Here is a 22,518-nt window from a genome sequence, read left to right on the forward strand (position 1 = left end):
ATCCTTATCTGTGGATTTAAGGGAGTGGAAGCAAGTAAGGGCGTGAACCCCGCAAATGGCAAGTTCACGCCCTTACAGACCGGCGAACCGGTCTGGCAAAAAACTCAGACTACCTTGCTAGCCCTGATGACACATCAGTTTTTCGCGAAATAGTCTTTGCTCAATTTGACCACGATAGGGCTCAGCAACAGCAATGACAGCAAGTTAGGAATCGCCATCAGACCGTTCAGGGTGTCTGCGACCAGCCAGGCGAAGTCCAGTTGCGCAATTGCGCCAAATGGCACCGCTACCACCCACAGAATGCGGAATGGCAGGATCGACTTGGTACCGACCATGTACTCCCAGCACTTCTCACCGAAATAGCTCCAACCGAGGATGGTGGTAAAGGCAAACACCACCAGGGCGATAGTCAGGATATAACCACCCACGCCCGGCATGGCCTGCTCGAAGGCTGCCGCCGAGAGTGCTGCACCGCTGGCACCGCTGGTCCATACGCCGGAGGTAATGATCGCCAGACCAGTCATCGAGCAGATGATGATGGTGTCGATAAAGGTCCCGAGCATGCCGATCATCCCCGAGCGCACCGGGCTGTTGGTCGTGCCCGCCGCTTGTGCGATACCTGCAGTACCCAGGCCGGCCTCGTTGGAGAAGATCCCGCGCGCCACACCAAAGCGAATCGCCGCCATCACTGCCGCACCGGCAAAGCCACCGGTAGCAGCCGCTGGGCTGAAGGCGTAGGTGAAGATCATTTCAAAGGCTGCCGGAATCTCCGAGGCATTGACCACCAGCACCACGAACGCAGCGATGATGTAAGCCACGCACATAAATGGCACCAGGGTCGCTGCCACTTTACCGATGCGTTTGATACCGCCAAGGATCACCATACCGACGAAGACCATGGTCACTACACCAGTGACCCACAGCGGCACATTGAAGGTGGTTTGCAGAGCAGCAGCCATGCTGTTGACCTGCACCATGTTGCCGATACCAAAGCCGGCGAAACCACCAAAGATGGCAAACGCAGTACCCAGCCATAGCCACTTTTTGCCCAGGCCATTCTTGATCGCGTACATCGGCCCGCCAACGTGCTCGCCGCGCTCATCTTTCTCGCGGTAATGCACAGCCAGCACCACTTCACAGTATTTAGTGGCCATCCCCACCAACGCGGTGCACCACATCCAGAACAACGCACCCGGGCCGCCAAGGAAGATAGCGGTGGCAACACCGGCAATGTTGCCGGTACCAACGGTGGCCGCCAGGCAGGTCATCAGCGCTTGGAACGGACTGATCTCACCGCTTTCCGCGTCGTCTTTTTTACGGCCCTGCCACATCAGCTTAAAGCCTGCGCCGATCTTGCTCAGCGGCATAAACTTCAGACGCAACATGAGGAACAGGCCAGTACCGAGAATCATCACCAGCATGGGTGGCCCCCACACCACGCCGTTGAGTTGATTGACCAGGGTGTTGATGAATTCCATGCTTATTTCCTTATTCTTCTAGTGAACGCGAGGCGGGTACCTCTGCGCTTATCCGATTGCCGTGTAGGCGCTGCTGTCTGCAGGGTTGGCGCACCAGCAGCAGATCGGGCTATACCAGCCAGCACAATGGCTGCCCGGCTATCAGCGGCGGCCAGTATATGAAGACTGTGGTAGTGGTTTTCACTGTTTAGACTTGAGCGCTCAGACGTTTTGAGCGAGACATGCAATTTAAACGCGAAGTAACTGGCTCAATCCAGTGTTACCCCGCAGAAACATGGCCTAAAAGTCGCGACGGTAGAACAAGTCCAAGGAGCTGGCCAGTCCGCTGGCAGCCTCAAGATAGAGCTTGCGGCTTAGTTCGTAGCGCAAAGCGATGGTGTTGGCCGGCTCAAATACCCCTACGCCGTACCGTAGGCTCAGGCGCTCTGACAGATTACCGCTGGCGATCACGCTGGTGGTCACCCCAGAGCCTTGGGTGTCGAGTTGGAAATCACTGATGCCAAGGCCTTGCGCCAGGTTATTAACCAGCGGGGTGCTACCCGCCATGCCCAAGGCCAAAGCGGCCTGTGCGAGCATGTTGTTATCACCACCGCCCTGCCCTAACGGTCGCCCCATCACTAGGTAAGACAGCGCCTGCTCCTGACTCATGGCCGGTTCGGAAAATACCGTACTGGTCGGTTGTGCAGCATTACCGCTGAGGCGTAGGCCAGCCGTCACGTCATCGACCTTGCGCACTGCCTCGATATCCAAAAATGGCTGGTCGATCGGCCCGGCAAACATCAAGCGCGCTCGGCGTACATTCAAACGCTGGCCATAGGCGCGGAAACGGCCCTTGTTCAAACTCAGCTCGCCGCGGGTGTCGAGGTCATTGCCGATATGCACACGGCCCAACAATTCGGCATCCAGACCAAAACCACTGAAGGTCAAGCGTTGCTGACCGACCTCAACGTCAATATCCATGGCAATCGCCGTGGACTGCTGCGTTGAGCTGTCGTGACCGATTACCCGCGCATCGCTGGAAATCTGCACCGTCGAGGGCGGTAATTCGCGGACTTCGATCTTGCCGCTAGGGATCAGCACCTTACCCGCCACCGACAGCTGCTCATCACGCAGGCGCACGCGCAGATCGGGTTCAACTTCCAGCGTTGCATAGGGTTCAACCGTCACGGGCAGCCGGTTGCCGTTCAGTTGCATGTCCACCAGCAACCCATTGGCCCAACTCAGCTCGCCATTCAGGCTGCCCTGACCCTGCTCGCCACTGCGCCAATCGCCTTCCAGCTGTAACCGCTCACCCTCAATCTGCGCCTGCAGCTGCAGTTGCTCGATGTTCATCGGCAACTCACCACCGGCTATTTCGCCATTCTCTATGCGCAGGTTGCCGTTGATCTGTGGTGCCAGCAGCCCACCTGACAAGGTGCCAGCCCCGTTGAGTTGCCCTGCGATGCGCTCAACCATCGGCACAAACGGGCGGGCCAGTGCCAGGTCCAGGCCGTTTAGGCGGAAACTGCCGGATAACGGTTTGTTCTTCGCCCGAGGGTCAAGCTGAGTCTGCAGAGTCAGCTCACCGATGGCTGGGCCGTGCAGCTGCAGCGAACTGTCGATCCGTTGTGGGCGCAGTTGCGTACTCAGACGCAGACTGTCGTAGGCAAATTCCAACCATTGCTGTTGCTCACGAATGCGCCAGACACCACTGCCCGCATCCAGCTCCAGGCTGCCATTCGGACCACTGCTCGGCAGCTCCAACTGCAAGTGGCCGTTGAGCTGGCCTTGCCAGCTGAAATCCTTGGGCCATAGCGCCGCCAGACTATCCATGGGGAAGTTGCTGAGTTGATAGTTGAGCTTCGGTTCAGGCAGCAGGCGCTGCTCCGTTGCGCACAGGCTGGCGTCACCTGAACGCCAACAATGTGCGCCCAGCGTGAGCTGGCCACTGGCGAGTCGCAGCAGTGTGGCCGGCTGTTGCAAACGCCAGTCCTGACCGCCGCTTTGCACCTCAGCCTTGCTCAGGCTGCCGCGCCAGTTGCCTTTATCCAGCTGGCCGGCCAGGGCCAAGTGGCTTTGCAGTAACGGGCCTTGCAGCTGCAACTCAAGGTTTTGCTGCGTCCGGTCACCGGCTGCATTAGCGGTAAGCTGGCCGAGGTCCGTCTCACCGAGTTGGATCCCCTGCGCATCCAGCGTTAGCTGACCATGCTGGGCGCTATTCAGGCTGGCATCGAGTTTCAGCTGCCGCAGGCGTTGATCGTCATAGGCCAGCCGCTGACCTTGCAGCTGCAACTGGCCCTGAGGTGCCTGTAGGCTGCCGGCCAGGTCCAGTTGGCCCTTGAGTTGCCCCTGCAAGCCTGGCCAAAGCTGACCCAATCGTGGCATCGCAATCAGTAACTGACCATTCAGTTGTTGCTGCAAAGCGGCCTTGCCGCTGATGCGGTTATCCCCCAGGCGCAGATCCAAAACACTTAGCTCGCCCTGCTCCAAGCCACCAGCAAATTTCGCCAGCAACTTGGCCGGCTGACCGCGCAAACGGCCATTGAGATCGATGTCTGCATTGAGCTTGAGCTGTTGCTTGACCAGACTGCCAGAACTATTCAGTGGCCCCGCCAAATTGCCAGGTAAACCAGCCAGCCAATACGCCGGATCGAGTTGACTCAACTGCAGGCGCACATCCCAACTCAGTTGCTCAGCAAAACCCAGACTGACCTGACCTTCAGCGCGGCCCTGCCCGGCTTGCAGGCGCAGCTCGGGCAGATATAGGTGCTGCAAGTCGCCACTCAATGGGCTTTGTAGGTTGAAGGCACCTGCCGGGCCGTCTAGATCCGCGATGAAATGGCCGAGGTAGTTGCCATTTTCATAAGCCAGCTCACCGGTTAGCGTACGCAACAACACTGGTGGCTCTTCAGCCAGCGGATACAGGCGCTGCCATGGGAAGTTCTGCCAATTGAAGCGGCTGTCCAGGCTCAGCCCTTGCTGCCAGTTCAGCTGGCCACTGAGCTGCACCTGTTGCTCGGGGCTGGCGGTCAGACTCAAGTTGCTGATTGCCGCGCCGTCAGCCTTGAGCAAGCCCGCTAGCGCCAGCGCAATCGGCCCTTCGCTTGCTGGTAGGCTGGCCTTGCCGGTGACTTTATAACCGTCTTGCAGATCGCCCTGCGCATGCAGCTCAAGCTGTTCCAGGTTGAGGCTATCCGGCATATCGGCGCTGGCTTTGAAGGCAGCGACCTGCAGTTGCAACTGTGCGGGCAGATGCTCAGCTAAAGGCTGCAACCAACCGTTAAGTTCTCCCTGCAAATAGCCACTGCTGCTGGCGCTAAGTTGCACTCGCTCCCGCAGCTCACCACTGAGTTGCAACGCCACGGGCCAGGCCTGTTGTTCGGGTGCCGGCAGTTGCAGTTGACCGGTGAGTTGCAAGGGCCAGTTACCGCTGGTTTGTAGCTGCCCCTGCAATGCCAGCTGCAGCTCGGCAGCATGCAGGCTGAGGTGCTCAATCTGCATGCCCTGTGCCGTCCAGCGCGCAGCAAGCTGGAGCTGCTGCAACTGTTCAACGCCATTGAGTTGCAGACTTGCGAGCTGTACCTGCTCTACACGCAGCGCCAGCGGCAAGCTGAGATCCGGCAGGCTGAATGGTTCGCTACTGGGCTGCCCATCATCGGGAAAGACCAGGCTGACCGGCCCGCTTTGCAACTGCTCGATACACAGCGTAAGACGCAGTAAGCAGCTAGGTGACCAGGAAAGACTAGGGGTCAGCACTTGAACGCGGTCATCACCCTGCTGCCACTGCAGCCGTTGAGCGCTCCAGCTACCGGCCAAGCGACCACTGAAACCATCAACCTGCAGCCCAGTCACCTGCGCCAATAACCAGCGGCTACCGCCCTGCGTACCGAGCAGCAGCGCCAAGCTAAGCGCCAATACCAGCAACAACCCCAATAGCGCGAACAGTGTTCGCCGCAGAACAGGCTTCACAGTTCCGGTCCCATGGAAAAATGCAGGCGTATGCCACCTTGATCATCCAGCGGGTGGGCAAGGTCTAGACGCAGCGGGCCGAGTGGCGAAACCCAGCGCACGCCAACACCCACGGCACTTTTCAGCGAGGGCAGTTGCAGCGAATCGAAGGTATTGCCCTGATCAAAAAAGCTCGCCACTCGCCAACGCTCGGTCAAGCTGTATTGATATTCCAGGCTACTGGTAAATAGATAACGCCCGCCGACCTTATCGCCCTCACTGTTTTCCGGGGACAGGCTTTGGTAGTCATAACCGCGCACGCTTTGATCGCCCCCGGCAAAGAAACGCAGTGACGGCGGAACCTTGGTGAAACCATTGGATTCAGTGCCGCCCACCTGCACCCGACCGAGAATTCGGTGCCGCTTGAATACTGTGGTCAGCCCTTTGAGCTGAATATTGCCGTTAAGCACATTGGCATCGGACAACAGCCCTTTGGCTGCGCCGGCCAAATCGAACTGCACCCGGTAGCCGTAGTTGGGGTCGATCTGATTATCGCTGTGCAGGTAGGAGTAACTCAGCCCCGGCATCAACAGCGTGCTAGTGCCCGCGTCATCGCCCAAATCGTACTGCTCATGCCGCCACTTGAGTGACAGCACCCGCTGCCAGCCGTTATCCAGTTTGCTGTGCCATTCAGGGCCGACTGTCAGGAGACGACTGCTGCTATCGGTATCAGCCAAGTCTTCGGCTTGATAGCCGCCAGCCACACGCAGTTTATCGGTCAACGGCGGATCAAGGGGTACGTCATACCACAGACCAATATTTTGCCGTGGAGCGGATAACTCGAACTCCGCGCCGTAGCTGTGCCCCTGCGGGTTGGCCCAGTGCCGGGTCCAGTTGGCCCGACCACGCGGCCCGACGTCGGTCGAAAAGCCCAAGCCCAGTCCCATGCTGCGCGGCTTACGCATCTCTAACTGAACCTGCACCGGGATCTGCTCGGCCTCTGCACTGCTTGGGTTGGCGTCCACTTGCACCGATTCAAAATAACCGCTGGAACGTAGCGCCTGATACAGCTCAGCAATCAGCACAGAGTCATAGGGGCTATTGGCCGGAAACGGCACCATGCGCTGTAGCAACTGATCATCAAGCGGAGCGTCACCGGCAAAATGCACCTCACCGAGTTGGTAGCGTGGGCCGCTGAGGTAAACCAGTTCGATATCCGCAACGCCGGCATCCGGGTCGATGGTCAGGCGTTGCTGAGTGAAGCGCCCCGCGAAGAAGCCATAGCGCGATGCCTGATTCTGGATTTCACGCTTAGCGGCGTCGTAACGACCGTGGTTAAGTTGCGCTCCACTGCGTAGCTGTGGGTCATTCGGCGGTCGAAATGCAGCTAGCTGCGTGGCGGGGCCTTCAACACGCACCACCACGTCACGTAAATGCACCGGCTCACCCGGTTGTACATGCACGGTGAGCCGTGGCGTGCTGCCCTCGCGGACCTCCGTACTGATTATCGCCTGGTAGTAGCCCAAGGCCTGTGCGGCCTTTTCTGCCTGGCTTTCGGCAACCCGGCTAAAGCGTTGCAAGGCCTCAGCATCGCGCTCGCCCACGCTGCCGATATAGCCTTCAATATTGCTTTTTAGCGCCGCATTGGCCGGTTCAACCCGCACGCGCAACTGCGCTTCGGCCAGGACCGTAGCACTCAGCAACATAAGGAGAAGACCGACGAGAAGGTTTGGGAAAGCAGGCATGGCGCAGATGCTAGCACGAGCTCAAGGCCGATTTAGTTCATCAGTGCGACTCGGTGGGTAGCCAACCACACCGAGCACGCTATTTTCAGGCGCTGGCCTTGATCGCCAGTTGTGGGCTGGGATGGAAGAATACGTGTTCGATGATTGGCCCGATGGCCACCTCACCGACTTCCTCGTAACCCTGGCGTTTGTAGAAATCCAGGTAGTGGCCGTTGCCTGTATCGAGCACCACGCCTTGTGAGCTGGCGTCTTCCGCGCACCAGTTGTGCAGCGCTTCGAGCAACTGCTCACCCAGGTGTTTACCTTGATATTGCGGATGCACCCCAAGCAATGGCAACACGTGGTAAGGCCCCGGTGGCAAGCAGGCAATCACCGCATCGTGGTATTCCAAATAGCGCTTGGTGCAACGAAAACCTGTCGTTAGCAGCATGCGCATGCGCCAAGCCCAGCTTTCGGTGATGTCCATACGCCGCTGCGGCGGTGCGATCAGTGCCATACCGATTAAGCGGTCATCAATCAGTAGGCCAATGGCTGGTAAGTCTTCGGCAAAATGCTGCTGCACTAACTCACGCACGGTAGCCCGCACGCGTTGGTCATAACCTGGCCGCTCGGCTTCGAACAGGTAGGCGAAGGTAGGGTCGTGGCGATAGGCTTGATACAGCAGCGAGCGCGCCTCACGCGCGTACCCCCTATCGAGCATGCGAACTTCGGCGAGACTGTTAGGCATGTGTTTGACCTCGGTTGTTGTTGATTTATCGGGCCTGCTGTCACGTTAGCACCGTGCATCCGCTGCCGCCATAAGCTGGCCGGTAGCGCCCGCAATGGGCTAGCATCGCGGCTTTTCCAACGCCCTATTCAGGACCGCCGCCCATGAAGATCGTCTCCTTCAATATCAATGGCCTGCGTGCACGCCCGCATCAACTGGCCGCATTGATCGACAAGCACCAACCGGATGTCATTGGCTTGCAGGAAACCAAGGTGGCTGACGAGCAGTTCCCTGAGGCAGACATCCGCAAACTGGGTTACCACGTGCATTATCACGGGCAGAAAGGCCATTACGGCGTGGCCCTGCTCTCGCGCCAAGAGCCTTTGAGCCTGCATAAAGGCTTTCCCGGTGATGGCGAAGATGCCCAGCGGCGCTTTATCTATGGCACCTTCGCCGACGCCCAAGGCAACCCGGTAACCGTGATGAATGGCTACTTTCCGCAAGGTGAGAGCCGCGACCATCCAACCAAGTTCCCGGCCAAACAACGTTTCTATGCTGACCTGCAAAACCTGCTGCTAAGCCAGTTCAGCCCAGAGCAGGCGCTGGTGGTGATGGGCGACATTAATATTTCCCCAGAAGATTGCGACATCGGCATCGGCGAGCCAAATCGCCTGCGCTGGTTGAAAACCGGCAAGTGCAGCTTCCTGCCAGAAGAGCGCGAATGGCTGGCCAGCCTGAAAAACTGGGGCCTAGTCGACAGCTTCCGCAGTCTCAACCCAGCGGTGAATGACCGTTTTAGCTGGTTCGATTACCGCAGCCGGGGCTTTGAGGACGAGCCCAAGCGTGGCCTGCGTATCGATGTAATCCTCGCCTCGCTAACGTTGCAGCCGCGAATCCAGGATGCGGGTATCGATTACGACCTACGCGGTATGGAAAAGCCTTCAGACCATGCGCCGATCTGGCTGCAACTCGGCCAGTAAGCCCAGCGTAGAGCGGGCGCGTAAATCAGTGACTGTCATATTGCAGTCACTTGTTTGTCTTATCGTCGCGGCACTTTCACTCACCCATACAAGGTGTTTGCCGCATGTCCCGCCCCCGTTCTATTTCCGACCGCGAAACCTGGATTCGCACCGTCAGCTTTCTGCTGCTCGGTTCAATCTGCTATGCCCTGCCCTGGTCGGTTTTCGCTGCCCTGCCAACTGCCGCCGATAACGGCAGCGTGTTGCGTATTCAGGGTTCCAACACCATCGGCGCAAAGCTGGGGCCTGCGCTGGTTAAAGGGCTACTCGAAGAACAAGGCCTGAGCGCCGTGCACATTGAAACCGGCGCAGTGGAAAACGAGCAAAGAGTGCTCGGTAACACGGCCGATGGTCGTAGCGTAAGCATTGCTATCGCCGCCCACGGTTCGGGCACCGGGTTTACCTCATTAGCCGATGGCAGCGCAGAACTGGCCGCCGCATCACGGCCTATCAAGGACAGCGAAGCCGCTAGTTTGCAGGCCTTGGGCGACCTGAAAAGCGCGGCAGCCGAACAGATTATCGCGCTGGATGGCTTAGCTATCATCCTGCATCCGGGCAACCCCATCAGCGCCTTGAATACGCTGCAATTGGCGCAGATTTTCGCCGGCGAGATTACCGATTGGGCGCAACTAGCGGCGCCAGCCGGGGCCATTCATGTGTATGCCCGCGATGACAAATCCGGCACTTATGACACCTTCAAGGAGCTGGTACTCAGCGCCAATGGCAAAACCCTGTCTGCCACCGCCAAGCGTTTTGAGTCCAGCGAAAAACTTTCCGATGCGGTCAGCCAGGATCGCAACGGCATCGGCTTTATCGGCCTGCCGTATATCCGTCAGGCCAAAGCCGTGGCCATCGCGGCCGGCGATTCACAACCGATGCTGCCCACCCTGACCTTGATAGCCACCGAGGACTACCCGCTATCGCGTCGGCTGTTTTTATACAACCCGCCACAATCGACTAACCCTTGGGCTCGCGCTCTGGTGCAGTTCGCGCAAAGCCCGCGCGGCCAGGCAATTGTCGAGCAAAACGGCTTTATCGCGCAGACGGTGCAAGCTGTCACCATCCCCGTCCAAGCGAATATGCCAGCCGATTACCAAGATCTGGCCAAGCATGCTCAGCGGCTGTCAGTGAACTTCCGTTTTCAGGAAGGCAGCGCCACTATCGACAACAAGGCTCGCCGTGATCTCGACCGTGTGATGGCTTACCTGCACGAGCAAGACAAACTAAAAGGCAAGGTGGTGCTGGTTGGCTTCGGCGATGCAAAGGCCGATCCAGCCCGAGCCGAGCTGTTATCCAAGCTGCGGGCCATGGCGGTACGGCGTGAGCTGAATAAGAGTGGGGTTAGCTTTCGCGACATTATCGGCATGGGTGATGAGCTACCCGTGGCCGCCAACAATGCGGATGAGGGGCGAATCAAAAATCGCCGTGTGGAAGTCTGGGTCTACTGACTGCTTCAGCCGCGCCAAGAACGTATGCGGGTAAGGATTAATGCCTGTGTATGAGCCTCAGCGCACTGATCTGCGGCGTGATATTGTCGCGGTTAAACCGCCGAGTATCAGGGTGAAAGATTGAAGGATTTGCCCCCAAGCGCAGTTGTCATCGAGCCACAGATGCAACATGGCCGCCTGCATTGGCAAGTGCGCGTTGGCCGTCGTGCTCTGACCTTTCATGAGGAGCTAGCAGCACGCAGCTTTGCGGCTCAACTGCATATGCGCCTGCTTTGGTTAGAACAAAACGCCAACCTCAATGATGAGTCTGCCCCGCCTGGATTACTTCGTTAAGCACAATGCACAAGGCCCGCAACTGCGGGCCTTGTGCTTATTGCCGGGGCCTTAGCGGCTGGCTTTCATCACGTCTTTAGACACGTACTTGCCGATCTCGAACTTGCCAATTGCCGCACGGTGCACTTCGTCCGGGCCATCGGCCAGGCGCAGGGTGCGCTGCATGGCGTACCAGTAGGCCAGCGGGAAGTCATTGGAGACCCCTGCACCGCCGTGCATCTGGATCGCCCGGTCGATCACTTTCAGCGCCACGTTCGGTGCTACCACTTTGATCTGGGCGATTTCGCTGGCGGCAATTTTGTTGCCCACGGTATCCATCATGTACGCCGCGTTCAGGGTCAACAAGCGCGCCATATTGATCTCCATGCGCGAGTCGGCGATGTGATCAATATTGCCACCCAGGCGGGCCAGCGGCTTGCCGAAAGCAGTACGGTTGATCGAGCGCTCGCACATCAGCTTCAGTGCACGCTCGGCCATGCCGATGGAGCGCATGCAGTGGTGAATCCGGCCTGGGCCCAGGCGACCTTGAGCGATCTCGAAGCCGCGCCCTTCGCCCAGCAGCACGTTCTCGTAGGGAACACGCACGTTCTCGAACAGCACCTCAGCATGGCCATGCGGCGCATCGTCGTAGCCGAATACCGGCAGCGGACGCACCACCTTCACGCCTGGGGCGTCCATCGGCACGAGAATCATTGAGTGCTGTTGATGACGCGGGCCGTCCGGATTGGTCAGGCCCATAAAAATCATGATTTTGCAGCGTGGGTCGCAAGCGCCCGAGGTCCACCATTTACGGCCGTTGATCACCCACTCATCACCCTGGCGCACAGCGCTGGCCTGCATGTTGGTGGCATCAGATGAGGCAACGCCCGGCTCAGTCATGGCGAAGGCTGAGCGGATGGTGCCGTCCAGTAACGGCTTGAGCCACTGCTCCTTTTGCGCGTCGTTGGCATAACGCACCAACACTTCCATATTGCCGGTGTCCGGCGCGGCGCAGTTAAACGGTTCTGGACCAATCAACGAGCTGCCCATGATCTCGGCCAGCGGCGCATATTCGGTATTGGTCAGCCCGGCACCCAGCTCAGAGTCCGGCAGAAACAGGTTCCACAAGCCTTCGGCTTTGGCCTTGGCCTTTAGCTCTTCCATGATTGCGGTGGGCTGCCAACGGTCGCCTTGATTGACCTGCTGCTCGAATACGGCTTCGGCTGGATAGACATGGGTCTCCATAAACGCGGTAACGCGCTCACGCAGTTGCTGAACCTTAGGGGAGTAGGCGAAATCCATGGATGGCTACCTTCTGACGCTGAGTGTGAGGGAGTTCGGTGAAGTAGAAATGATGCTAGAACAGCGCTTAAGATTTACCTAATCTATTCTCGCCGTGTATAAACATTCATCACCGATATATGATCCACCCATAACAACAACCTGCGGAGCGAGTGCGTCATGAATCTCAACAAGGTCGACCTCAACCTCTTTGTCGTCTTCGATGCCATCTACACCGAGGCCAACCTGACCCGCGCCGGGCAAATCGTCGGCATTACTCAGCCTGCAGTGTCCAATGCGCTGGCACGGCTGCGCGAAACCTTTAATGACCCGCTATTTGTGCGCACGGCCCAAGGCATGGTGCCTACGCCTATGGCGCAAAACATCATTGCCCCGGTACGCAATGCACTGCAGCAACTGCGCATCTCCGTGCAGGAAAGCCGCATCTTTAACCCGGCCCAGGCCAACAAAACCTTCCGCATCAGCATGACCGACCTCACCGAGGCGATTGTGCTGCCGCCGCTGTTTCAGCGCCTGCGACGCATGGCGCCGAATGTGAATATCGAAAGCATGCTGGCGCGCCGCCGCGAAACCACTAAAGAACTGGCCGCCGGCCGCCTGGACTTTGCCGTGGATGCCCCGCTCAACACGGACCCACAGGTACGTCACGTTAAGCTGATGGAAGACCGCTACGTCTGCGCCATGCGCCGTGGCCACCCCATGGCCAAGGAAAAAATCAGCCTCGACGAATACATGGCCATGACCCATATCCATATCTCCAGCCGGCGTAGTGGCCTCGGTCATGTCGACTTGGCCTTGGGCCGCATGGGTATGCAGCGCAAGATTGCCCTGCGCTCACAGCATTACCTGATGGCCACCACCGTGCTGCAGAACACCGACATGGTCATGACCGTGCCAGAGCGCTTCGCCCGGCGTAACGACCTGCATTTTGTCGAGCTGCCGGTCAAGGATATGACGCCGCTGGAAACGCATATTTACTGGCATGAAAGCACCGACCAGGACCCGGCCAACCGCTGGATGCGCGAGCAGATTATCGAAATTTCCCAACAGGCCACGGCTCAGGAGGCCAGGGCGGCAGTAAAACCTTGAGCCGCCCCGCAAAGTGAATGATGCAGCCTGCTCGTTCACCGCACCACACAGGACCGTGTGGCGTAATGCCTGCGGCTAACGCCATACACTGCTGCAAGCCAGCATGGCGTTACCGCCGAATTGCTGGTCAGCCCCAGTGCTTTATAGGCAGACGTACAGATCAGAGGCTGCGGGCAATTACCATTCGCTGCACGTCACTCGTACCCTCGTAGATTTGGCATACGCGCACATCACGGTAAATGCGCTCAAGCGGAAAGTCTTTGAGATAGCCGTAACCTCCCAGCGTCTGGATAGCTGCCGAGCAGACCCGCTCGGCCATCTCCGAGGCGAATAACTTGGCCATCGACGCCTCGGTTAAACAGGCCACGCCAGCCTCGCGCAGGCTCGCGGCGTGATGCACCATCTGCCGCGCCACGGCAATCTGGGTGGCCATATCAGCCAGCCTAAACGCTACCGCCTGGTGCTCGATGATCGGTTTGCCGAACGTGATCCGCTCATGGGCGTAGTCGCGCGCCGCCTCGAACGCCGCTCGCGCCATGCCAACGGCCTGCGCGGCGATACCAATGCGTCCACCCTCCAGGTTAGCGAGGGCAATACGATATCCCTCGCCCTCCTCACCCAAGCGCAAACTGGCCGGAAGTCGCAGCTCATCAAGCTGGATCTGGCAGGTGTCCGAGGCATGCTGGCCGAGTTTTTCTTCGACCCGCACCACCGAGTAGCCGGGCGTATCGGTAGGCACGACAAAGGCGCTGATGCCCTTCTTGCCGGCTGCCGGATCGGTCACGGCGAAGACAATCACCATGCCGGCATGGCTACCCGAGGTGATGAACTGCTTGCTGCCATTGAGCACATAGTGCTCGCCGTCGCGCCGTGCGCGGGTGCGCAGGTCGCTGGCATCAGAACCGGCCTGGGGCTCGGTAAGGGCGAAGGCGCCGAGCATCTTGCCTTCGGCCAACGGCTGGAGAAAGCGCTGCTTCTGTTCTGCACTGCCGTATTTGAGGATCGGCATGCAGCCCACCGAGTTGTGCACGCTCATGATGGTCGAGCAGGAACCATCGCCAGCGGCGATTTCCTCCAGAGCCATGGCGTAAGCCAAGTGGCCGGTCTGCGCTCCGCCCCAGTCTTCCGGCACCAGCATGCCCATAAAGCCGAGCTCACCCATCTCACGCAAGGCTTCGGCCGGAAAGCGGTGCTCGCGGTCCCAATCGGCGGCGAAGGGTTTCAACCGCTCTTGGGCGAACTGACGGGCCATGTCGCGGATTTGCAAATCTTGTTCTGAAGGAATCATGGCGTTCTCCCGGTTCAGTTGAGCAACTCGATGGCCATGGCCGTGGCTTCGCCGCCGCCGATGCACAGCGATGCGACGCCGCGTTTGAGGTCGTGCTGGCGCAACGCGCTAAGCAGGGTCACCAGTACCCGTGCGCCAGACGCACCAATGGGATGACCAAGGGCACAAGCACCGCCATGTACGTTGAGCTTGTCGTGGGGTATATCGAGGTCGCGCATGGCCGCCATCGGCACCACAGCGAAGGCCTCGTTGATCTCGAACAGGTCGATCTGGCCGACGTCCCAGCCGGTGCGCTTCATCAAGCGTTGCAGGGCACCAACCGGTGCGGTGGCGAACAGCCCAGGGGCATGGGCGAAAGTGGCATGCCCACGGATCGCGGCCAGCGGGGTCAGGCCACGTTTCTCCGCCTCGGACAGGCGCATTAACAGCAGCGCGGCCGCGCCGTCAGAGATCGAACTGGCATTGGCCGCCGTCACCGTGCCACCCTCGCGAAAGGCCGGTTTGAGGGTCGGGATCTTGTCCGGGCGCGCCTTGGGCGGCTGCTCGTCACAGTCAATCAGACGCGACTCGCGGCCGGCCTTGGCCTCCACTGCGACGATTTCGCTATTGAAACGCCCGCTACTGATAGCGTGCTGTGCGCGAGTCAATGAGGCGATGGCAAAGGCGTCCTGCTGCTCACGGGTGAAGCCATAAGCCTCGGCGCAGTCCTCAGCAAAAGTGCCCATCAACCGGCCTTTGTCGTAGGCGTCTTCGAGGCCGTCGAGGAACATGTGGTCGAGCACCCGGCCATGGCCCATACGGTAACCGCTGCGCGCCCGCTCCAGCAGATAAGGCGCGTTGGACATACTCTCCATGCCACCGGCGATTACCACCTCGGCATTGCCGGCGAGCAGCAAGTCATGGCCGAACATCGCCGCCTTCATGCCCGAGCCGCACATCTTATTGACTGTCGAACACACCGTGCCCTGGCTCAGGCCTGCGCCCAGTGCCGCCTGACGCGCTGGTGCCTGGCCTTGGCCGGCCTGGAGCACGCAGCCCATGATCACCTCATCCACCGCATCGCTGGCCAAGCCAGCGCGTTCGAGGGTGGCGCGGATCGCCGCAGCGCCGAGTTGTGCGGCGGTGACATCCTTAAAGTCGCCGAGGAAGCCGCCCATAGGCGTGCGTGCGGCACTGACGATAACGACCGGATCGGAATTCATGGACATCTGCTTACCCCACATAACCTAAGTAGTCTCGGTGGCCCAACCAGCAGGCGAGCCACCCTTTCAAATTCATTGCAGCGTTTTATTTAGCAGCCATGCGCAAAGCCCCATCCAGGCGGATGACCTCGCCATTGAGCATCGGGTTCTCGATGATGTGTCGCACCAGCGCGGCGTATTCACTCGGGCGGCCCAGACGCGGCGGGAACGGCACGTTGGCGGCCAGCGAGTCGTACACCTCCTGCGGCATGCCGGCCATCATCGGCGTTTCGAAGATGCCTGGGGCGATGCACATAACGCGGATGCCGGAGCGGGCTAAGTCGCGCGCGGCTGGTAGGGTCAGGGCGGCCACACCGCCCTTGGACGCCGCGTAGGCGGCCTGGCCCATCTGCCCATCGAAGGCGGCAACCGAGGCAGTATTGATGATCACTCCACGCTCGCCCTGCGCGTTCGGTTCGCCCTCAGCCATGGCCTCAGCGGCCAGACGCAGCATGTTGAAGCTGCCGATCAGGTTGATCTGGATGACCCGACTGAAACTGTCCAGGCCATGCACGCCACCCCTTCCTAGAATCTTCTCCGCCGGTGCCACACCGGCACAGTTAATCAGCCCATGCAGGCCGCCAAAGGCCTGCAGCGCCGCGGCCACCGCACGGCGGCCGTCTTCCTCGCGAATGATGTCTGTCTGCACGAAGCGGGCATTGCTGCCTAGCTCTGCGGCACGCGCCTCGCCGGCCTCAGCATTAATGTCAGCCAGTAACACCTTGGCGCCCTGGCCGATCAGCACTTGGGCAGTGGCCAGACCCAGCCCGGAACTACCCCCGGTGATTAGAAATACCCGGTCTTCGATATGCATGCTTGTGGTTCCTTGTTCAGTTGACGGCCGCCTAGGCCTTAGCGATTTCCTGGTTGCGCAGGAGAAAGCGCTGGATCTTGCCGCTGGGGGTCTTCGGCAGCTCGGCGACGAACTCAACCTCACGCGGGTAGGCATGCGCCGACAGACGTTTGCGCACATGCAGTTTGAGTTCCTCGGCCAGCGCGGCGTCGGCGCGAAACTGCGGATGCAGGACGACGAAGGCCTTGACCAGCTCGGTGCGCTCCGGGTCCGGCTTGCCGATTACAGCGGCCTCGATTACCGCTGGATGTTCGATCAGCGCGCTCTCTACATCGAACGGGCCGACCCGGTAGCCAGAGGTAGTAATCACGTCGTCACTGCGACCAACGAAGCTGATGCTGCCGTCCTCGTTCAGCTCGACGGTGTCGCCGCTGAGGTAGTAATCGCCGACGAAAGCCTTGGTCGGCATACCTTGATAACCGGGAAACCAGAACAACGGCGAACGCGCCCGGTCCAGCGCGAGGATGCCCGGCTGGCCGTGCGGCAGCTCACAATGCTGTTCGTCCAGCACCACCACACGGTGCCCAGGCATGGCGAAACCCGCAGCGCCGAGACGTACCGGATGGGCCAGCGCATGGTGATTGCACAGCACCATGCCCAACTCAGTCTGGCCGTAATGATCGTGAATCGTGGTGGCCAAACCGTCGGCGAACCAGCGGATCACCTCAGGGCTCAAGGGCTCGCCGGCACTGCTGACCGCGCGTAAGTGCCCGCGAAGTAAAGGCTCAACCTGCGCCTTGGCGGCCAACAGTAAGCGATAAGCAGTCGGTGAGCCGGCCAGATTAGTGATGCCGTACTTGCGGATAATCCGGCAGGTACTTTCCACCGTGAACGCCCCTTCGTAAAAGGTGGTTGGATGCCCCATGGCCAACGGACCGGTCACCGCATAGTAGAGGCCGTAGGCCCAACCCGGGTCGGCCAGGTTCCAGAAAGCATCCTCGGGGCGCAGGTCGACCGCCTCGCGCATGTAGCCAACGAAGGCCAGGATCGCCTTGAGCGGCACCAACACCGGTTTAGCCAGGCCAGTGGTGCCGGAGGTGAACATCATCAGAAATGGGTCTTCGGCCGAGCGCAGCACCGGCTCGAACTCGTCAGAATGGCGCTCCAGCTCGGCCCAGAAGCTGAAGTCACCGCGCTGGATACCTTGGCCCTTGGCACCGGCGACGGTAACCAGTAGCGGTGCATCTTCGACCTCATCGAACTTGCCGCGGTTGGCCCCGTCAGTCACTACCACCTTGGCGCCGGAACCCTGTAAGCGATGCTCGATAGCCTTGGGACCAAACGCCGTAAACAGCGGCTGGTAAACCGCGCCCAGACGCCAAGTGCCGAGAATGGTGATCAGCAACTCAACGTTGCGCGGCAGCATGCCCGCCACGCAATCACCGGGGCGTACGCCCTGAGCATGGAGGTAGTTGGCGAAGCGCGACGCCTGTTTCTGCAACTCACAGAAGGTGTAGCTGGCGCTGCTGCCGTCGCGGCTTTCCCAGAACAACGCGATGCGCCCCGGCAAGGCATGCCGATCACAGCACTCAATACAGGCGTTGAGGGCGTCGAGGGAACCCGTCAGGGTCGTGGCGGCCGTACTGGGCAAATCGAAGTCGCGAGCAGCGCTCAGATAATCCTGCATGTCGGTAACTCTCGTTTTGTTGTTGTCCTGAAATAGTCGCGTTGCAGGCTGACGGCGACAATGTCGACAGGCGTCTATCAGCCTGAGCGATTTGGACAACTGCGCGCAGAGGCTCTGGAAATAGCCAGCACCATCGGGAGACGGGCGTTTTTACAGCCTCTATTGCTCTGGATGCATCAGTGCGCGGTACTGCCCTGGGGTAATGCCGGTCCATTTTTTGAATGCTTTGTAGAAAGCGCTGCTGTCGGCAAAGCCAAGCTCGAAGGCCAGCTCAGTGAAGTTGCCCTCCCCGCTGTCCAACCGAGCGATGGCCTGGTCGCGTCGTACTTGGTCCTTGAGCCCTTGGTATGACTGGCCCTCTTGGGCGAGCTTGCGCCGTAGGGTCGACGGGGCCATGAAAAAGTGACTGGAGAGCGCCTCAAAATCCGGCCAACGCTCTGCTTTGAGGTTACGCAGGTAGACCTTGATCCGCGCCGTATGGCTGCGCGGATCACGGTAGCGCACCAGAATGTTGGCCGGCGCGCCGGCGAGGAATCGCTTGAGCTCGCGCTCGCTGCGCCGTAGCGGCTGCTGCAAACACTCGGCATTGAACAACAAGCGACTGCGCGGCCGGGCAAAGCGCAAGTTGCTGCTGAACATCACCCGGTAATCTTCGAGATAGTCCGGTGCTTGGCAGTGCAGTTCCACCGCCAGGATCGGGATGCGTCGTCCCACCAGCCAGCAGGCCAGCCCATGCACGATCATCCACAGAGTGAAACAGCCAAACGCCCGACAGGCTTGCCCTGCAGGTTCGTCGATGACGATAGCGGCCATCCCGCCTTGGCGTTCCAGACGCGGAGTCAGGCCATCAAATACCAGCCCGAGAAACGCCAAAGCGGTGTCCAGGGCCGCACCCAGAGTCGGCTCGCGTGACGCCGTAGTGGCCATGAACGCGTAGCTGCCAGACTTCATCCGTCGCGGGTTCATGCCAAAAAACTCGTCGTCCATCGTCTTGGACAACCCCAGCCACAGGCGCGCATAAGCCTGCGCGGAAACCCTCGCATAGGGTTTGTTGAGCAATACTGGGGGGATGCCGGCTTGGGTCAGCAAGGTGTCACAGTCCTGACCCTGAGCGCGCCACTGTTGCAGGGCCTCACCAACCAAGTGCACGGAAATGGTGCCCTTCTCGACCGGGTTCGCTGGCATGCCCACTGCCCCAGCGTCACCAGCAACGGCCGATCTATCTAGCAACGCAGCGGCGCTACTATCGATCTGTTCGCCCTCCAAGGCCTGGTCTTGAGGGTCACGGGTATGGCTGGGCTGATGCATCACGTGCCTTTCTGTACGGGTAATGGGGTCTACTGCGCGTTGGGAGCCAGGTGTAAAACCAGCCAAACTTTACGTTAACGGCAAGCTATATCAAGGCCTCGGCGGCAATTCAGCTAGCGCGCGTTTGACTCGATCAAACGCCCTCTTCTATGCCAAAACACTCGCCCTGCTTGGCTCGGCACAGGGCTATCGCACTGCCTGAATCACAGGTGCGATGCACCTACTCCATGGCCAGGTAGTGCATTTCGCTCGACTCGCCCATCAGGAGCGGACGATTGATATCTGCGCAAGCGCGCAGGTACTCGGCGGCCAGCGTCACGCGTTTTAGCTTGCGCAGGTCTTCGCTGTACGAGAGCCAAAACTGACGAATGATATCGACCTGATCCGGCAACACTTCGCACAGGCGCTGATCTGGCCCGGCCAGGAAACACGGCAGAATAGCCATGGCCCGTCCTTGCAGAGTGGCGTGGTATTGGGCAATCACGCTGGTGCTGCGCAGGTGGCTGGTGGCACCGGGGAGTAGATCGTTGAGGTAGAGCAACCTGGAGCTGAATGCCAGATCATCGACATAGGTGACGAAGGGGTGGTCCGCCAGGTCCTCGCGCGTATGGATCGGTGCATGGCCGGCCAGGTAGCCTGGCGTGGCGTAGATACGCAGGCGATAGTCGCAGAGCTTGGAGCAGACGTAGGGCCCGCGCTCAGGGCGCTCCAGGGTGATGGCGATATCCGCCTCGCGCCGCGACAGACTGACGAAGTGTGGCACCGGCAGGATGTCCAGGGAGATGTGCGGGTAGCGCTCAAGAAAGCCACTCATCTGGGTGCTGACAAACCAGCAGCCGAACGCTTCGGTACTGGCGATGCGCAGGTGTCCGGAGAGCCCCTGGCGTGTGCCGGATACCTGCTCGCAGGCAGCCAGCAAGGTGCTTTCCAGGGTTTCCGCATAGCCCAGCAGGCGCTGGCCCTCTACGGTGAGGGTAAAACCGGTCGAGCGCGATTTCTCGAACAGCAGAGCACCGAGGCTTTGCTCCAGGGTGCGGATACGCCGCGACACCGTGGTGTAGTCCACTCCTAGGCGTCGGGCCGCTGCGCTGGCGGTGCGGGTCCGCGCCACTTCAAGAAAGAAGCGCAGGTCATCCCAATTCAGCTTCTCGCCAACCATATTTTTTTGCATATGCATTCGCCTACTTTCAAGGGTGGTCGTCGTAAATATGCACAGATATACCCCGAGCAACCCGCCTTGGCGAGGCCGATTTGGCTAAATAACCGGCTGATCGAGCCATCTCAAATATTATATTTATGCATATCCATTCGGTTTATTTACGCCTTCTTACTGCGCAAATGCCTACCTATACTCAATCCACAAGCCTGGTCTAACCGGGCATCAGGCCAGTCCCTACAACAACAAAACAGGGCCAGATTCATGAATAGCAACTGCATCCCCTTTCTCGCTGCCCGCGACTTCCTGCTGACCCACCGCAGTGACTATGCCACCGCCGTGCGCGACTTCCGCTGGCCGCAGCTCGACACATTCAACTGGGCGCTGGACTATTTCGACAACATGGCAGCGGGCAACCAAGCGCCAGCGCTGTGGATTGTCGAGGAGGACGGCAGCGAACAGCGTTACAGCTTTGCCGATTTGGCCGAAAGCTCCAATCGCGTGGCCAACCACCTGCGCCACCTGGGTGTTCGGCGCGGTGAGCGCATTCTGTTGATGTTGGGCAACCATATTGCCCTGTGGGAAACCATGCTCGCGGCCTTCAAACTCGGCGCTGTGGTGATCCCAGCCACCGCCCTGCTTACCGCCGACGACCTTCGCGACCGTATCGAGCGAGGCGGAGTGCGTCACCTGGTAGTGGGCAGCAACCACACCGACAAATTTGCTGAGCAAGCCCAAGGCTGCACCCGCATTTGCGTAGGCGAGAACGTTAGCGGTTGGATCAATCACGCCAATGCCGTCGACTATCCCAGCCAGTTCCACGCTACAGGCATCACCAAAGCCAGCGATCCGTTGCTGCTGTATTTCACCTCCGGCACCACCAGCAAGCCGAAGATGGTTCTGCACAGCCACCAGAGTTATCCAGTTGGCCACCTGTCGACTATGTATTGGATTGGCCTGCAGCCGGGCGACCTGCACCTGAATATCTCCTCGCCGGGCTGGGCCAAGCATGCCTGGAGTTGCTTATTCGCTCCGTGGAACGCGGGTGCCTGTGTGTTCATCCACAACACGGCGCGCTTCAGTGCCACAGCACTGCTCGAGGTGCTGGAGCGCTATGGCATCACCAGCCTGTGCGCCCCGCCCACGGTGTGGCGCATGTTGATTCAGGAAGATCTGGCCGGCTGCCGCGAGCGCCTACGCCTACGCGAACTGGTCGGCGCCGGCGAGCCGCTCAACCCGGAGATCATCGAGCAAATCCAGCACGCCTGGGGCCTGTCGCTGCGGGACGGCTTTGGCCAGTCGGAAACCACCGCGCTGGTTGGCAACACGCCCGGTCAGCCGCTCAAACCCGGCTCCATGGGCCGTCCGTTACCCGGCTACAGCGTGGCCATGCTCAACCCGGATGGCGCGCCTGCCAGCGAAGGCGAAGTCGCCCTACCGCTGGCCCCGCATCCACTGGGCCTGATGCTCGGTTACGAAGACAGCCCTGAGAAAACCGCCGAAGTGATGCGGGACGGTTTCTACCGTACCGGTGATACCGCAGCCATCGACGCCGACGGCTATATCACCTTTGTTGGCCGCGCCGATGACGTATTCAAGGCCTCCGACTACCGCATCAGCCCCTTCGAGCTAGAGAGCGCGTTGATCGAGCACCCCGCCGTGATGGAAGTGGCCGTGGTACCCAGCCCCGACCCCGTGCGTTTAGCCGTACCCAAGGCGTTTCTGATTCTGGCCCACGACCAACCCGGCAGTGCCGAACTGGCCGAGAACATTCTTGCCTTCGCCCGCGAGCACCTGGCGCCCTACAAGCGTGTGCGGCGCATCGAGTTTGTCAGCGAATTACCCAAAACCATCTCCGGCAAGATCCGTCGGGTGGAACTGCGACAGATGGAAGTGCAGCGCCGCCAAGGTGACAACCGCGGACCGCAGGAACACTTCGAAGACGACTTCCAGCTGCTCAAGAGCTGAAACCGGGCCGGCCCGCCGGCTCTCTCCGACCTCACCGCTCGGCCAAGCAGG

The 22,518-nt window shown here is 59.9% G+C and carries 15 protein-coding genes; 4 read left to right on the forward strand and 11 right to left on the reverse strand.

Features of this window, described 5'->3' with window-relative positions; all coding sequences use genetic code 11:
- Nucleotides 1-134: 134 nt before the first annotated feature.
- The 4 genes from VCA57_RS00915 to VCA57_RS00930 all read right to left on the reverse strand — a co-directional run bounded on the left by VCA57_RS00915 (nt 135) and on the right by VCA57_RS00930 (nt 7,877).
- A complete protein-coding gene (locus VCA57_RS00915; RefSeq protein ID WP_411183074.1) occupies nt 135-1,478 on the reverse strand; it encodes an alanine/glycine:cation symporter family protein in 1,344 nt (447 codons plus the stop codon).
- 279 nt (nt 1,479-1,757) lie between these two features.
- Nucleotides 1,758-5,426 (reverse strand): translocation/assembly module TamB domain-containing protein, encoded by a 3,669-nt coding sequence (locus VCA57_RS00920; RefSeq protein WP_411183075.1) that lies wholly within the window; start codon nt 5,424-5,426, stop codon nt 1,758-1,760.
- Nucleotides 5,423-7,150, reverse strand: a complete 1,728-nt coding sequence (locus VCA57_RS00925; RefSeq protein WP_411183076.1) for an autotransporter assembly complex protein TamA — start codon at nt 7,148-7,150, stop codon at nt 5,423-5,425. Before VCA57_RS00925 ends, VCA57_RS00920 begins: the two co-directional genes overlap by 4 nt.
- An 85-nt stretch (nt 7,151-7,235) precedes the next feature.
- Complete coding sequence (locus VCA57_RS00930) at nt 7,236-7,877, reverse strand: GNAT family N-acetyltransferase (protein ID WP_411183077.1); 642 nt, start codon at nt 7,875-7,877, stop codon at nt 7,236-7,238.
- A 143-nt stretch (nt 7,878-8,020) separates the two neighbouring features.
- Between VCA57_RS00930 and xthA the strand changes: the two genes are divergently transcribed.
- Nucleotides 8,021-8,836, forward strand: a complete 816-nt coding sequence (gene xthA, locus VCA57_RS00935; protein ID WP_411183078.1) for an exodeoxyribonuclease III — start codon at nt 8,021-8,023, stop codon at nt 8,834-8,836.
- A gap of 104 nt (nt 8,837-8,940) precedes the next feature.
- Nucleotides 8,941-10,323: a phosphate ABC transporter substrate-binding/OmpA family protein gene (locus VCA57_RS00940; protein WP_411183079.1), complete on the forward strand. Its 1,383-nt coding sequence runs from the start codon at nt 8,941-8,943 to the stop codon at nt 10,321-10,323.
- A gap of 384 nt (nt 10,324-10,707) precedes the next feature.
- On the opposite strand, the gene VCA57_RS00945 is transcribed toward VCA57_RS00940, so the two are convergent.
- The gene (locus tag VCA57_RS00945) at nt 10,708-11,937 is read right to left on the reverse strand and encodes an acyl-CoA dehydrogenase (protein ID WP_411183080.1); all 1,230 of its coding nucleotides are present in this window, start codon (nt 11,935-11,937) and stop codon (nt 10,708-10,710) included.
- A 159-nt stretch (nt 11,938-12,096) separates the two neighbouring features.
- On the opposite strand from VCA57_RS00945, the gene VCA57_RS00950 reads away from it, so the two are divergent.
- Nucleotides 12,097-13,026 carry a LysR family transcriptional regulator gene (locus tag VCA57_RS00950; RefSeq protein ID WP_411183081.1) on the forward strand — a complete coding sequence of 310 codons (930 nt, stop codon included), beginning with the start codon at nt 12,097-12,099 and terminating at the stop codon, nt 13,024-13,026.
- 160 nt (nt 13,027-13,186) lie between these two features.
- Here the strand turns inward: VCA57_RS00950 and VCA57_RS00955 are convergent, their stop codons facing one another.
- The 6 genes from VCA57_RS00955 to VCA57_RS00980 all read right to left on the reverse strand — a co-directional run bounded on the left by VCA57_RS00955 (nt 13,187) and on the right by VCA57_RS00980 (nt 20,514).
- Entirely contained in the window at nt 13,187-14,314 is a 1,128-nt protein-coding gene (locus tag VCA57_RS00955; protein WP_411183082.1) for an acyl-CoA dehydrogenase family protein, read from the reverse strand.
- Nucleotides 14,315-14,328: 14 nt separating this feature from the next.
- Nucleotides 14,329-15,516 carry an acetyl-CoA C-acyltransferase gene (locus tag VCA57_RS00960; RefSeq protein ID WP_411183083.1) on the reverse strand — a complete coding sequence of 396 codons (1,188 nt, stop codon included), beginning with the start codon at nt 15,514-15,516 and terminating at the stop codon, nt 14,329-14,331.
- Between the two features lie 85 nt (nt 15,517-15,601).
- Nucleotides 15,602-16,369: a 3-hydroxyacyl-CoA dehydrogenase gene (locus VCA57_RS00965; protein WP_411183084.1), complete on the reverse strand. Its 768-nt coding sequence runs from the start codon at nt 16,367-16,369 to the stop codon at nt 15,602-15,604.
- 31 nt (nt 16,370-16,400) lie between these two features.
- A complete protein-coding gene (locus tag VCA57_RS00970) occupies nt 16,401-18,035 on the reverse strand; it encodes an acyl-CoA synthetase (RefSeq protein WP_411183085.1) in 1,635 nt (544 codons plus the stop codon).
- 159 nt (nt 18,036-18,194) lie between these two features.
- The gene (locus VCA57_RS00975) at nt 18,195-19,220 is read right to left on the reverse strand and encodes an AraC family transcriptional regulator (protein ID WP_411183195.1); all 1,026 of its coding nucleotides are present in this window, start codon (nt 19,218-19,220) and stop codon (nt 18,195-18,197) included.
- A 343-nt stretch (nt 19,221-19,563) separates the two neighbouring features.
- Nucleotides 19,564-20,514 (reverse strand): LysR family transcriptional regulator, encoded by a 951-nt coding sequence (locus VCA57_RS00980; protein ID WP_411183086.1) that lies wholly within the window; start codon nt 20,512-20,514, stop codon nt 19,564-19,566.
- A 249-nt stretch (nt 20,515-20,763) separates the two neighbouring features.
- Between VCA57_RS00980 and VCA57_RS00985 the strand changes: the two genes are divergently transcribed.
- Nucleotides 20,764-22,467 carry an AMP-binding protein gene (locus tag VCA57_RS00985; RefSeq protein WP_411183087.1) on the forward strand — a complete coding sequence of 568 codons (1,704 nt, stop codon included), beginning with the start codon at nt 20,764-20,766 and terminating at the stop codon, nt 22,465-22,467.
- The last annotated feature ends 51 nt before the right edge of the window (nt 22,468-22,518 follow it).

It is taken from the genome of Pseudomonas sp., from assembly GCF_046581935.1.
Classification (GTDB): domain Bacteria; phylum Pseudomonadota; class Gammaproteobacteria; order Pseudomonadales; family Pseudomonadaceae; genus Aquipseudomonas.